Source organism: Pseudomonas sivasensis (assembly GCF_021391435.1).
GTDB lineage: Bacteria > Pseudomonadota > Gammaproteobacteria > Pseudomonadales > Pseudomonadaceae > Aquipseudomonas > Aquipseudomonas sivasensis.
On the sequence record NZ_CP090029.1, the window covers coordinates 5,070,846 to 5,082,741 of the forward strand.

The window sequence follows — 11,896 nt, forward strand, 5'->3', positions numbered from 1 at the left end:
GTGACACGCTGAAAACAGAAGCCCTGCCATGCGAATGGCGGGGCTTTTTGCTTTTAATGTGGGTTAGCGTTTGGCGATAAACCCCGATAACGCCGCAATCGCCTCCGGTGACTTCAAGCGGTGGACGAACAACGCGCCCTCCTCCTCGATGACCTGGCGTAACTGATCACGGTCCACACTTTTCATTAATTGCTTGGTCACCTGCACCGCCCCCGGCGCCAGGATTTCAAAACGCTCAGCCATTTCCCGCGCCTTGGCCAACGCCGCTTCACCACTGCCCAACGCCTCAGTGGCGATGCCCCAGGCGGCAGCCTGCTCCCCGGTAAACCCCTCGCCCAATAGCAAAAGTTCAGCTGCCTTCGCATGCCCAAGCAAACGCGGCAGGATCAGGCTCGAACCAAACTCCGGGCACAGCCCCAGGTTGACGAACGGCATACGCAAGCGCGCATCACGACTGATGTAAACAAGGTCACAGTGCAGCAGGAGGGTTGTGCCAATCCCCACCGCGACTCCCGCCACTGCCGCGATCACCGGCTTACGGCAGTTGAGTAGGCTTTTCATAAAATGAAACGCTGGGCTGTCGAGATCACTGGGCGGCTGTTCAAGAAAATCGCCGATGTCATTACCGGCGGTAAAACACTCGCTGCTGCCCTGGATCAGCACGGCGCTGATCGCTGAGTCGGCATCCGCCTGCTCCAGCGCCTCGGCCAGTTGCGTGTACATGGCGCGGGTCAGGGCGTTTCTCTTATCCGGGCGGTTGAGCTGCAGGGTCAGCAACCCGCGCTCGCGGTGCAGCAGGATGGCGTCGGTCATGGTGAGTCTCGCGGCTGTAGAGTTCAGCGCTCAACCACGGGGCAGGAACACATCGGCCAGCAGTTGATTACGCGGCAGTCCCGCCAGAAACAGGCGCTTGGAAAACGCCTCGACACTGGCGGGGTGTCCGCAGAGTAAGGCGAGCGTTTGCCGGGAAACAAGCCGCAGTTGCGCCAATGCCTGGGCCGACTCGGCCGCGGTCCACAGTTCCACCGTAAGGTTCGGATGACGTGCACCCAGCGCTATCAGGGGTTCAGCCAGATAATGGCCGTCGGCATCATGGGCCAGGTGAATCACACGAATGGCGCCATGGTGATCCTGGCGCAAAGCCTCGCGCAACACGCCCCACAACGGGCCGAGGCCAGTGCCGGAGGCAAGCAGCCAAAGCGGCCGGGATTGCCAGTCGGGATCGTATTGCAAAGCGCCGCCGCGTAGCTCGCCCAGGCGCAGTTGATCCCCGACCTGCAACTGCCGGGCAAGATCACTGAATTCACCGGGCTGCCGACAATCGATATGAAACTCCAGAAATGCATCTTCCTGGGGCAGGCTCGCCAGGGAGTAAGGCCGCGCGACGTGCCCTGCCCACAGCACCAGGTGCTGTCCAGCCCGATAACGGAGACCGCGCTCAGGTTGCAGACGCAGGCGCACTACATTCGAGTTCAGCCAATCAGCACCTACCACCAGGGCGGCCAAACCGTCACGCAGCGGGTCAAACGCCTCGACCTGCAGATCGCCCGTCACTTGGCACTGGCAGGCCAACCGCCAACCGTCCTGGCGTTGCGCGGGGCTCAGGGCATCGGGCTGCTTGTCCTCGACCTCGCCCCGGCAGCGCACCAAACATGCATGGCAACTGCCCGCCCGGCAACTGTAGGGCACGGCCACACCCGCCTGGTTCAAGGCATCCAGCAGATTGCTGCCGGCAGTTACCGACCAATGGCGTTCGCCGACGTACAGTTCAGGCATATAAGGACTCAATTACAGGGGACGCGCACAGGGAATCATGCCTGCGACAGTTTGACCATAGTCGGGTGTATCGGCCACCGCGTCGGGTTATACTGCCGCGCCTTTTTAGCGTCGCGCCTGCACCACTTTGGCGTGCCTTGGAAAGGTGGGCTCAGCCGACCGATGTACCCCACTGAGCCCACCTTTATTGAATGTTCCCTTATAGAGGAGCGCGACTCATGACCGTGATCAAGCAAGACGACCTGATTCAGAGCGTTGCCGACGCCCTGCAATTCATTTCCTACTACCACCCCGTTGACTTCATCCAGGCGATGCACGAGGCCTACCTGCGCGAAGAATCGCCGGCAGCCCGTGATTCCATGGCGCAGATCCTGATCAACTCGCGCATGTGCGCCACCGGCCATCGCCCGATCTGCCAGGACACCGGTATCGTCACCGTGTTCGTGCGCGTGGGCATGGACGTACGTTGGGATGGCGCCACCATGGGCCTGGACGACATGATCAACGAAGGCGTGCGTCGCGCCTACAATCTGCCGGAAAACGTCCTGCGCGCATCCATCCTGGCCGACCCGGCCGGTGCACGTAAAAACACCAAGGACAACACCCCGGCCGTGATCCACTACTCCATCGTCCCGGGTAACACCGTGGAAGTGGACGTGGCGGCCAAAGGTGGTGGTTCCGAGAACAAGTCAAAAATGGCCATGCTCAACCCGTCCGACTCGATCGTCGACTGGGTGCTCAAGACCGTTCCGACCATGGGCGCCGGCTGGTGCCCACCGGGCATGCTCGGCATCGGCATCGGCGGCACCGCCGAGAAAGCCGCAGTGATGGCCAAAGAAGTGTTGATGGAGTCCATCGACATCCACGAGCTGAAAAAGCGCGGCCCGTCCAACCGTATCGAAGAGATGCGCCTGGAGCTGTTCGAGAAGGTCAACCAACTGGGCATTGGCGCTCAGGGCCTGGGTGGCCTGACCACCGTGCTCGACGTGAAGATCATGGACTACCCGACCCACGCCGCCTCCCTGCCGGTGTGCATGATCCCCAACTGCGCCGCCACCCGTCACGCACACTTTGTGCTCGACGGCTCGGGCCCTGCGTCGCTGGAAGCGCCACCGCTGGACGCCTACCCGGAAATCGTCTGGGAAGCCGGCCCGTCGGCTCGTCGCGTCAACCTCGACACCCTGACCCCGGAAGAAGTCCAGAGCTGGAAACCGGGCGAAACCGTGTTGCTCAACGGCAAGATGCTCACTGGCCGCGACGCCGCGCACAAGCGCATGGTCGAGATGCTGAACAAGGGCGAAACCCTGCCGGTAGACCTCAAGGGTCGCTTCATCTACTACGTCGGCCCGGTTGATCCGGTGCGCGAAGAAGTGGTTGGCCCGGCTGGCCCGACCACCGCGACGCGGATGGACAAGTTCACCCGTCAGATCCTTGAGCAAACCGGCCTTTTGGGCATGATCGGCAAATCCGAGCGCGGCCCGACTGCCATCGACGCGATCAAGGACCACAAGGCCGTGTACCTGATGGCCGTGGGCGGCGCCGCTTACCTGGTGGCGCAAGCTATCAAGAAGTCGCGGGTTGTCGCGTTCGCCGAACTGGGCATGGAAGCGATCTACGAGTTCGACGTCAAAGACATGCCGGTCACCGTTGCAGTCGATAGCAAAGGCGAATCCGTGCACATCACCGGTCCTGCCATCTGGCAGCAAAAGATCAGTGAAAGCCTGGCGGTAGAAGTGCAGTAAGCACTTTCCCTCAAGGATAAAGGCGACTGCGGCCCCATGGCCCAGTCGCCTTTTTTATGGCGCGTGGTATGGTGCTTGCCCCTTACCGTGCCTGCTCATCACCGTATGATCGCGATCCCTCGCCCCCTGCGCCTGACCTTCTACGCCCTGTTGATCATCGCTGGTGCGGTGCTGGCCGCTGCATTGGCCACGCGCCAGGCCGAACGCCAGGCCCTCGTGGATGAGGCCGCCCGCGCCAACCAACAGCTCGCGTTATATGCCAACTCGCTGCACACCCTGATCGAACGCTACCGCGCCCTGCCCGCCGTGCTCGCGCTGGACTCGGAAATGATCAGCGCGTTAAAGGGCCCGTTGGACACCGCTACCCAGGACGCGCTTAACCGCAAGCTCGAACGCATCAACGGCGCCGCGCAGTCGTCCACCCTGGAATTGATGGACCGCACCGGCCTGGCCGTGGCTGCCAGCAACTGGGCGCTGCCAAGCAGTTACGTCGGGCACAACTATGCATTTCGGCCGTATTTCAGCCAGACCAAAAGCCAGGGCACCGGGCGCTTTTACGCGGTGGGTGTGACCACCGGGATTCCGGGTTACTTCCTTTCCAGCGCGGTGCTCGATGAACACGAGCAGTTCCTTGGTGCCATGGTGGTGAAGCTGGAGTTCCCTGAGCTTGAGCAAGAATGGGCCCAGGGGAATGACTTGCTGCTGGTCAGCGATGCGCGTGGCATCGTGTTCATTGCCAACCAGCCTGGCTGGCGCTATCGGAACCTGCGGCCGCTATCGGCCAATGACCTCGCTGAGCTCAAGGCCACCCGCCAGTACGACAAGAAACAACTGCTGGCGCTGGAAACCGACACCCTGCAGCGCTTCGACGAAAACAGTCACCTGATGCGCGTCAACGGCCCCGACGGCAGCGCCCAATACATCTGGGAATCCCTGCCATTGAAGGCAGAAGGCTGGGCCCTGCACCTGCTGCGCAAACCGCAATTTCCTTTTGAAGACCAACGCAACGCGGGACTGGCCGCCGCCGGTTCCTGGCTGGCGCTGGTGTTCCTCGCGCTGTTCCTGAGCCAACGCTGGCGCCTGGCCCGCTTGCGCCAGCGCAGCCGTGAAGAGCTGGAGCAACTGGTGGAAGAACGCACCCAGGCCCTGCGCACCGCCCAGGATGGTTTGGTGCAATCAGCCAAGCTGGCGGCGCTGGGGCAGATGTCCGCCGCCCTCGCCCACGAAATCAACCAGCCACTCACGGCCCAGCGCATGCAGCTTGCTACCCTGCGCCTGTTGCTGGATCACGGCCGTGTGGACGACGCCTACAAGGCGCTCACGCCGCTGGACGACATGCTCACGCGCATGGCCGCACTCACCGGCCATCTCAAGACCTTCGCTCGCAAAAGTCCTAGTGGCCTGCGCGAACGCCTGGACCTGGCCACGGTGGTCGACCAGTCCCTGCATCTGCTCGACGCGCGCCTGCGCGATGAAGCCATTGGCGTCATGCTGGACCTGACACGCCCGGCTTGGGTGCGCGGCGATGCCATCCGCCTGGAACAAGTACTGATCAACCTGCTGCGCAACGCCCTCGACGCCATGGCCGACAAACCGCGCAAGCGCCTTGAGATCCGCCTGCACGCCGACCAACAGCTTTGGCTTTTGACCGTCAGCGACAGCGGCGGCGGGATCCCCGAAGAACACCTGAACAACGTGTTCGATCCGTTCTTCACCACCAAGCCGGTGGGTGACGGCCTCGGTTTAGGGCTGGCGGTGTCCTTCGCTATCGTGCACGAACTGGGTGGACGCCTGATCGCCGATAACCAGGGCGACGGCGCGACTTTCACCCTGACCTTGCCCATCGCGCTGGAGACGCCGGACCTATGCTAAATGCGGTGATTGTGGTCGATGACGAAGCCAGCATTCGCACGGCCGTGGAACAGTGGTTGAGTCTCTCCGGGTTTGAGGTGCAGTTGTTCAGCCGCGCCGAGGAATGCCTGGCGCACCTGCCCAAAGACTTTCCCGGTGTGATCCTGAGCGACGTGCGCATGCCTGGTCTCAGCGGCCTGGAATTGCTCGCCGAAGTACAGCGCCGCGACGCCGACTTGCCGGTGATATTGCTCACTGGTCACGGCGACGTGCCGATGGCCGTCGAAGCCATGCGCGACGGCGCCTACGATTTTCTGGAAAAACCCTTCAGCCCCGAGGCCCTGCTCAACAGCCTGCGACGTGCATTGGACAAACGCGGGCTGATCCTGGAAAACCGTCGCCTGCATCAACAGGCCGATCACCGCTCGCAGCTTGAATCCAGCCTGCTCGGCGTGTCCCGCGGGTTGCAGAACCTGCGCCGCCAGGTGCTCGACTTGGCCAGCTTGCCGGTCAACGTGTTGATCCGTGGCGAGACCGGCAGCGGTAAGGAACTGGTCGCGCGCTGCCTGCATGATTTCGGCCCGCGGGCCAAGAAGCCGTTTGTGGCGCTCAATTGCGCGGCAATTCCCGAGCAGTTGTTTGAAGCCGAGTTGTTTGGCCACGAAAGCGGCGCGTTCACCGGCGCCCAGGGCAAGCGCATCGGCAAGCTGGAGTACGCTCACGGCGGCACGCTGTTCCTGGATGAAATCGAAAGCATGCCCTTGGCCCAACAAGTGAAACTGTTGCGGGTATTGCAAGAGCAGAAACTGGAACGACTGGGCTCCAACCAGAGCATCCATGTGGACTTGCGCATCATTGCCGCGACCAAGCCTGACCTGCTCGAAGAGGCCCGCGCCGGACGCTTTCGCGAAGACTTGGCCTATCGCCTCACCGTCGCACAATTGCGCCTGCCGCCCTTGCGCGAGCGTCGTGAAGATATTCCGCTGCTGTACGAGCACTTTGCCCACAGCGCTGCCGAACGCTTAGGCCGCACGCCCGAGCCGTTGAGCGGCCCAGCCTTGGGGCGCCTGCTCAGCCATGACTGGCCCGGCAATGTGCGTGAACTGGCCAACGTCGCCGAACGCCAGGTATTAGGCCTTGGCGAGCCGGAGCCGGAGGGCATCGAGGCCGGGCAATCACTGGCTGCGCAGCAGGAAGCCTTCGAAGCCCATTGCCTGAAGGCCGCCTTGACCCGGCACAAGGGCGATATCAAGGCGGTATTAACGGAGCTGCAACTGCCCCGCCGGACGTTCAATGAAAAGATGCAGCGCCATGGCCTTGCACGGGACATGTTCCTCAAGGACGAATGAGCGGATTTCCGCTCATTGGCCCCGAATCTTCAGCAAGTTTCCGCTCAAAAAAATCTGCAAACCCTTCTAGATCGGGCCTTCATCTACCTGGCACAGCTCCTGCTATAGCCCAGCCAGGCAGCGCTCGCGCCGCTCCATAAAAACAACTAGATGAAGGATCCTTCAATGGATAACTCCAACTCCCTGCCTCTGGGGTCGGCGGCAGCGCCGGCAAAAGAACGCACCACCTCCAGCCGCATCAAATCGATCTTCAGCGGATCGGTCGGCAACATGGTCGAGTGGTACGACTGGTACGTCTACGCCGCTTTCTCGCTGTACTTCGCCAAAGCCTTCTTCCCGAAAGGCGACACCACCGCCCAACTGCTCAACACCGCCGCGATCTTCGCCGTGGGCTTCCTGATGCGCCCGATCGGTGGCTGGCTGATGGGCCTGTACGCCGACAAGGTCGGGCGTAAAAAAGCCCTGATGGCCTCGGTCTACCTGATGTGCTTCGGCTCGCTGCTGATTGCCCTGAGCCCGGGCTATGAATCCATTGGTATCGGTGCGCCCATCCTGCTGGTGTTTGCCCGTTTGCTGCAGGGGCTATCAGTCGGCGGCGAATACGGCACCTCCGCCACCTACCTCAGCGAGATGGCGACCAAGGAACGTCGCGGCTTCTACTCCAGTTTCCAGTACGTAACCCTGATCTCCGGCCAGCTCATCGCGCTGGCGGTGCTGATCGTGCTGCAACAGGTACTCACCACCGAGCAACTGTACGCGTGGGGCTGGCGTATCCCGTTCGCCATCGGCGCCCTGTGCGCAGTCGTCGCGCTGTACCTGCGTCGTGGCATGGAAGAAACCGAGTCCTTCACCAAGAAAGAAAAAGCCAAGGAAAGCGCAATGCGCACCTTGATGCGTCACCCCAAGGAACTGATGACCGTGGTCGGCCTGACTATGGGCGGCACCCTGGCGTTCTACACCTACACCACCTACATGCAGAAATACCTGGTGAACACCGTCGGGATGAGCATCTCCGACTCCACCACCATCTCGGCGGCCACGCTGTTTCTGTTCATGTGCCTGCAGCCCATCATCGGCGGGCTGTCCGACAAGGTCGGCCGTCGTCCGATCCTGATCGCCTTCGGCATCCTCGGCACCCTGTTCACCGTGCCTATCCTCACCACCCTGCACACCATCCAGTCCTGGTGGGGTGCGTTCTTCCTGATCATGGCCGCGCTGATCATCGTCAGTGGCTACACCTCGATCAACGCGGTGGTGAAGGCCGAACTGTTCCCGACCGAAATCCGTGCCCTGGGCGTGGGCCTGCCGTATGCACTGACCGTGTCGATCTTCGGCGGTACAGCTGAATACATCGCGCTGTGGTTCAAGAGCATCGGGATGGAAACCGGCTACTACTGGTACGTGACTGCGTGTATCGCGGTGTCGCTGATGGTCTACGTGACCATGAAAGACACCCGCAAACATTCGCGGATTACCACGGACTAAACATGTGGGAGGGGGCAAGCCCCCTCCCCCATTGGTTTTACATCGCTGGGTTAATCAGGACAGTTCCGCCACCTCGTTGCGCCCATACCGCCGCTGCGCATACGACGCTCCGGCAATCATCACCACCAGCACCGCCGCCAATACCGCCGATGATCCAATGGTGCCGAAATCCAATCCGCCCTTTTCATGGGGCTTGGTCAGGAAGTCGCCCAGGGTTGCACCAAACGGCCGGGTCAATACAAACGCCACCCAGAACAACAACACCGACGAGATTTGGGTGAAGTACTTGAGCGCCACCACCGCAGCGATGGTCGAGCCAATCAACAAGGCACCACCGGCGAAGCCGAGACCCGAATCATCCGCCAGGAAGTCGCCCAATGCGGTGCCCAGTGTGTTGGAGAACAGGATCGCCATCCAATAGAACAACTCACCCCGGAAGGTCTGCACCTTGTTCACGTTCAGCGAGTCACCGCTGAGGTGCCACAGCGCAAAAATGATCATCAGGATCACAATCAGGATCATCGACCCCGTGGCGTAACCCAGCCCCAGGGTACGGTCCATGAAGTCGGACATTGTGGTACCTGCAGTGCTGGTGGACAAAATCACGATCCAGTACAGCACCGGGTTGTAGGTTTTGGACCAGAGTTGCGTCACCAGGGTGACCAGGAACACGCTGATCAAAATCATCGAACTGATCGCATAACCGACATTCAGGGTCATCGACAACAAGTCCCCGGCGGTTTCGCCCAAGGTGGTTGCGCAGATTTTCATGACCCAGAACGCCAGGGTGATCTGAGGAAGTTTATTCATAAGGTAGAAGGCTCCGAAGCTCAGTCTTTCGATGGCCGACTTATAGGGGTGTCGACCTTGAGCGCAGACTGAACGGGCCGCTGTGAAAAATAGGTGGGCGATGAATGAAAATTCCATGGCTTGATGGAAATCCGCTGCCACGGGTTGCACTATGACCGCCTCCCAGAATTGCGTAGCAGGAACCCCGGCTCATGTCTGACGATATCCATTTCTACGAACCCGCCAACGGCCACGGCCTGCCACATGACCCGTTCAACGCCATCGTTGGTCCACGGCCAATCGGCTGGATCTCGTCGCACGACAGCGAAGGCCGCCTGAACCTGGCGCCCTACAGCTTCTTCAATGCGTTCAACTACATTCCGCCGATCATTGGGTTTTCCAGTGTCGGGCGCAAAGACAGCCTGAACAATATCGAACAGACCGGCGAGTTCGTGTGGAACCTGGCTACCCGCCCGCTGGCCGAGCAGATGAACCAGAGTTGCGCGGCGGTCTCGCCGGAGGTGAATGAGTTCGAGTTGTCCGGCCTGACGCCGGTGGCCTCGAAAATCATCGCCGTGCCACGGGTGGGCGAAAGCCCGGTGTCATTCGAATGCAAGGTGACGCAGATTATCCAGCTGCAACGCGCCGACAAAGGGTTGGTGCCGAGCTGGCTGGTGCTGGGCGAGGTGGTCGCGGTGCACATTGCCAAGTGGTTGCTCAAGGATGGCATCTACGACACCGCCGCCGCCGAGCCGATCCTGCGTGGTGGCGGCCCGGCGGATTACTTCCAGCTGGGGCCGGAGGCGCTGTTCAAGATGTATCGCCCAGGCGCCAGCAAACCCTGACTGAAATACAACAAAAATGTGGGAGGGGGCGTGCCCCGATGGCAATGGCACATTCAACATCTTTGTTGACTGACACACTGCTATCGGGGGCAAGCCCCCTCCCACATTAGATTGTCGGCGTTGTTCAGATGGCGGCGCTCGCCCAGGTCAGCTGCCCCTCCTCATCCACACCGATCAACCGCTCAAGCTGCACGGTGGCTGCATCATCGGCGTCGGAGGCGGTCTTGAAAGTCTGTCCATCCAGGATCTTGTGAAACTTCGGTGCCCCCATACCATCCAGTGCCTTGACGGCGACGGCGGCGCTGTAGCCCCCTTCACCCGGTACTACGGCGGATACGGCTTCGTGGTGGGCAAATTGTTTACGTGCCATGTTGCAGGTCCTGGCCAATGGAAAGGCGGCCATTCTAAACCTGTTCACCCAGCGAGTTGCAGGTACTCGCCATAGGCGTTGGTGGCGGATGCATCAGTGAAGGTTTGGAAGTCCATGCTGCGCACCACCATGTCGTTCAACAGCTCGGTAAAGATCATCAGGGCCGGCGAGCTGAAGTAGGCACTCATCGCCTGCTCGCTGCTCCAGAAACCCGAGACCAACCACACATCGGGATCGACCTGGGAATGCTGCAACGAGAATTGCAGACAACCCTGAGCCTGGCGACCCGGTTCGATCAAACTGCTCAAGCGTGCACCGAGTTCGGTGCTGCACCCGGTGCGGGCGCGGATAAAGGCCATATGGCTCGCGGGAATGGGGGTGGACATGTTCGACTCTCCCGTTGAGAAGTGATGCTCGGCAAACACGGTGAGGGTGTGCTGCCACAGGATCAAAGATAACGGCGCGCAGGTAGGCGCGGTTAGTCGATTCCTGCCGGCTTATTGCACAATCCTGCGAGAAGCGTAAACCGGGTACTCGGCCCACTGGTTTTGCGCCATGCACAAACGCAGTATTTCAGGGAGATGACAGGCCTCACGCTTGCCTGATTGGCGATATGCCGCAGGATCAGGCAAGGATTGTGCAGAATCGACCTAACACTATTTGAAAAGCCGACGCTAAGCTGACCCCATCAAAGCCGCCTGCAGAGGACGCTTCATGTCGTCGCCCGAATATCAGTCCATTCCTCTCGATGCCGAGATGGAAAAGCAGCGTGCCGAACTGGCCAGTATCGTGCACAGGCATACTTGGGAAGATGGCTCCTACGGTACCGCGATCACGTCGCTCTACCTGAACCGCCACAACACGCCACGCGACTTTATGCCGGTGCTGGTGGAACCCGCGCTGTGCATCCTTGCCAACGGCAGCAAGGAAGTGCGCCTGGCGGATGAAATCTTTGCCTACGACCCGCTCAATTACCTGGTGTTCTCGGTGGCGATGCCAGTGGCCGGGCGGATCATCGACGCCACGCCCGACGATCCGAACCTGTCGGTGCGGATCAATATCGACCCGGCGCAGCTCACCGCCCTGATCGCTGAAGCCGGCCCCATGGGCGTACCCACACGCCCGACATCACGCGGCATGTACGTGGACCGGATTGACAACCAATTGCTCGACGCGGTGCTGCGCCTGGCGCGCTTGCTGGATACGCCCAAAGACATCGCCATGCTGGCCCCACTGATCAACCGGGAAATTCTTTACCGCTTGCTACGTGGGCCGCAGGGTTATCGCCTGTATGAAATTGCCGTGGCCAACAGCCAGAGCCATCGGGTGAGCCAAGCGATCAAGTGGCTCAATGGCAACTACGAACAACCGCTTCGCATTGATGATCTGGCCAAGGAAGTGAACCTGAGCGTTTCGACATTGCACCACCGCTTCAAGGCAATCACCGCCATGAGCCCCTTGCAGTACCAGAAGCAATTGCGCTTGCAGGAAGCACGCAGATTGATGATCGCCGAAGGGCTGGAAGCATCAGCGGCGGGGTATCGGGTGGGGTATGAAAGCCCGTCGCAGTTCAGTCGGGAATACAGCCGATTGTTTGGGGCGCCGCCGCTGCGGGATCTGGCCCGCCTGCGCCAAAGCATCTGACCGAATGAAGATCAAAATGTGGGAGGGGGCTTGCTCCCGATAGCG

11 protein-coding genes are annotated in these 11,896 nt (G+C 60.9%); 6 read left to right on the plus strand and 5 right to left on the minus strand.

Features of this window, described 5'->3' with window-relative positions:
• Positions 1-63 precede the first annotated feature (63 nt).
• Together LRO94_RS22970 and LRO94_RS22975 are read right to left on the minus strand one after the other, a co-directional pair.
• The gene (locus LRO94_RS22970) at positions 64-813 is read right to left on the minus strand and encodes an enoyl-CoA hydratase-related protein (protein ID WP_179179923.1); all 750 of its coding nucleotides are present in this window, start codon (positions 811-813) and stop codon (positions 64-66) included.
• A 30-nt stretch (positions 814-843) separates the two neighbouring features.
• Positions 844-1,776, minus strand: a complete 933-nt coding sequence (locus LRO94_RS22975; RefSeq protein WP_179179922.1) for an iron-sulfur-binding ferredoxin reductase — start codon at positions 1,774-1,776, stop codon at positions 844-846.
• A gap of 218 nt (positions 1,777-1,994) precedes the next feature.
• Here LRO94_RS22975 and LRO94_RS22980 point away from each other — a divergent pair, with 218 nt between their 5' ends.
• The 4 genes from LRO94_RS22980 to LRO94_RS22995 all read left to right on the plus strand — a co-directional run bounded on the left by LRO94_RS22980 (position 1,995) and on the right by LRO94_RS22995 (position 8,203).
• Positions 1,995-3,518, plus strand: coding sequence for a fumarate hydratase (locus tag LRO94_RS22980; protein ID WP_032890870.1), 1,524 nt, complete (start codon positions 1,995-1,997; stop codon positions 3,516-3,518).
• Positions 3,519-3,623: 105 nt separating this feature from the next.
• Positions 3,624-5,390 carry a sensor histidine kinase gene (locus LRO94_RS22985; RefSeq protein ID WP_179179921.1) on the plus strand — a complete coding sequence of 589 codons (1,767 nt, stop codon included), beginning with the start codon at positions 3,624-3,626 and terminating at the stop codon, positions 5,388-5,390.
• The gene (locus tag LRO94_RS22990; RefSeq protein WP_095185777.1) at positions 5,384-6,718 is read left to right on the plus strand and encodes a sigma-54-dependent transcriptional regulator; all 1,335 of its coding nucleotides are present in this window, start codon (positions 5,384-5,386) and stop codon (positions 6,716-6,718) included. The genes LRO94_RS22985 and LRO94_RS22990 overlap by 7 nt, the downstream gene beginning before the upstream one ends.
• Positions 6,719-6,883: 165 nt before the next feature.
• The gene (locus LRO94_RS22995) at positions 6,884-8,203 is read left to right on the plus strand and encodes an MFS transporter (RefSeq protein ID WP_032890867.1); all 1,320 of its coding nucleotides are present in this window, start codon (positions 6,884-6,886) and stop codon (positions 8,201-8,203) included.
• A gap of 54 nt (positions 8,204-8,257) precedes the next feature.
• Here LRO94_RS22995 and LRO94_RS23000 read toward each other — a convergent pair whose 3' ends face one another.
• A complete protein-coding gene (locus LRO94_RS23000) occupies positions 8,258-9,013 on the minus strand; it encodes a COG4705 family protein (protein ID WP_032890866.1) in 756 nt (251 codons plus the stop codon).
• Between the two features lie 191 nt (positions 9,014-9,204).
• Here LRO94_RS23000 and LRO94_RS23005 point away from each other — a divergent pair, with 191 nt between their 5' ends.
• On the plus strand, positions 9,205-9,837 hold the full coding sequence (locus tag LRO94_RS23005; protein WP_095185779.1) for a flavin reductase family protein: 633 nt from the start codon (positions 9,205-9,207) through the stop codon (positions 9,835-9,837).
• 124 nt (positions 9,838-9,961) lie between these two features.
• Here LRO94_RS23005 and LRO94_RS23010 read toward each other — a convergent pair whose 3' ends face one another.
• Complete coding sequence (locus LRO94_RS23010) at positions 9,962-10,207, minus strand: hypothetical protein (protein ID WP_032890864.1); 246 nt, start codon at positions 10,205-10,207, stop codon at positions 9,962-9,964.
• Positions 10,208-10,251: 44 nt separating this feature from the next.
• Complete coding sequence (locus tag LRO94_RS23015; protein WP_032890863.1) at positions 10,252-10,593, minus strand: antibiotic biosynthesis monooxygenase family protein; 342 nt, start codon at positions 10,591-10,593, stop codon at positions 10,252-10,254.
• Between the two features lie 328 nt (positions 10,594-10,921).
• Between LRO94_RS23015 and LRO94_RS23020 the strand changes: the two genes are divergently transcribed.
• Positions 10,922-11,851 carry an AraC family transcriptional regulator gene (locus tag LRO94_RS23020; RefSeq protein WP_032890862.1) on the plus strand — a complete coding sequence of 310 codons (930 nt, stop codon included), beginning with the start codon at positions 10,922-10,924 and terminating at the stop codon, positions 11,849-11,851.
• Positions 11,852-11,896 lie beyond the last annotated feature (45 nt).

Bases quoted from the DNA above. Each gene is read 5' to 3' on its own strand.
- LRO94_RS22970 (WP_179179923.1), bottom strand. From the start codon at position 813: ATGACCGACGCCATCCTGCTGCACCGCGAGCGCGGGTTGCTGACCCTG.
- LRO94_RS22975 (WP_179179922.1), bottom strand. From the start codon at position 1,776: ATGCCTGAACTGTACGTCGGCGAACGCCATTGGTCGGTAACTGCCGGC.
- LRO94_RS22980 (WP_032890870.1), top strand. From the start codon at position 1,995: ATGACCGTGATCAAGCAAGACGACCTGATTCAGAGCGTTGCCGACGCC.
- LRO94_RS22985 (WP_179179921.1), top strand. From the start codon at position 3,624: ATGATCGCGATCCCTCGCCCCCTGCGCCTGACCTTCTACGCCCTGTTG.
- LRO94_RS22990 (WP_095185777.1), top strand. From the start codon at position 5,384: ATGCTAAATGCGGTGATTGTGGTCGATGACGAAGCCAGCATTCGCACG.
- LRO94_RS22995 (WP_032890867.1), top strand. From the start codon at position 6,884: ATGGATAACTCCAACTCCCTGCCTCTGGGGTCGGCGGCAGCGCCGGCA.
- LRO94_RS23000 (WP_032890866.1), bottom strand. From the start codon at position 9,013: ATGAATAAACTTCCTCAGATCACCCTGGCGTTCTGGGTCATGAAAATC.
- LRO94_RS23005 (WP_095185779.1), top strand. From the start codon at position 9,205: ATGTCTGACGATATCCATTTCTACGAACCCGCCAACGGCCACGGCCTG.
- LRO94_RS23010 (WP_032890864.1), bottom strand. From the start codon at position 10,207: ATGGCACGTAAACAATTTGCCCACCACGAAGCCGTATCCGCCGTAGTA.
- LRO94_RS23015 (WP_032890863.1), bottom strand. From the start codon at position 10,593: ATGTCCACCCCCATTCCCGCGAGCCATATGGCCTTTATCCGCGCCCGC.
- LRO94_RS23020 (WP_032890862.1), top strand. From the start codon at position 10,922: ATGTCGTCGCCCGAATATCAGTCCATTCCTCTCGATGCCGAGATGGAA.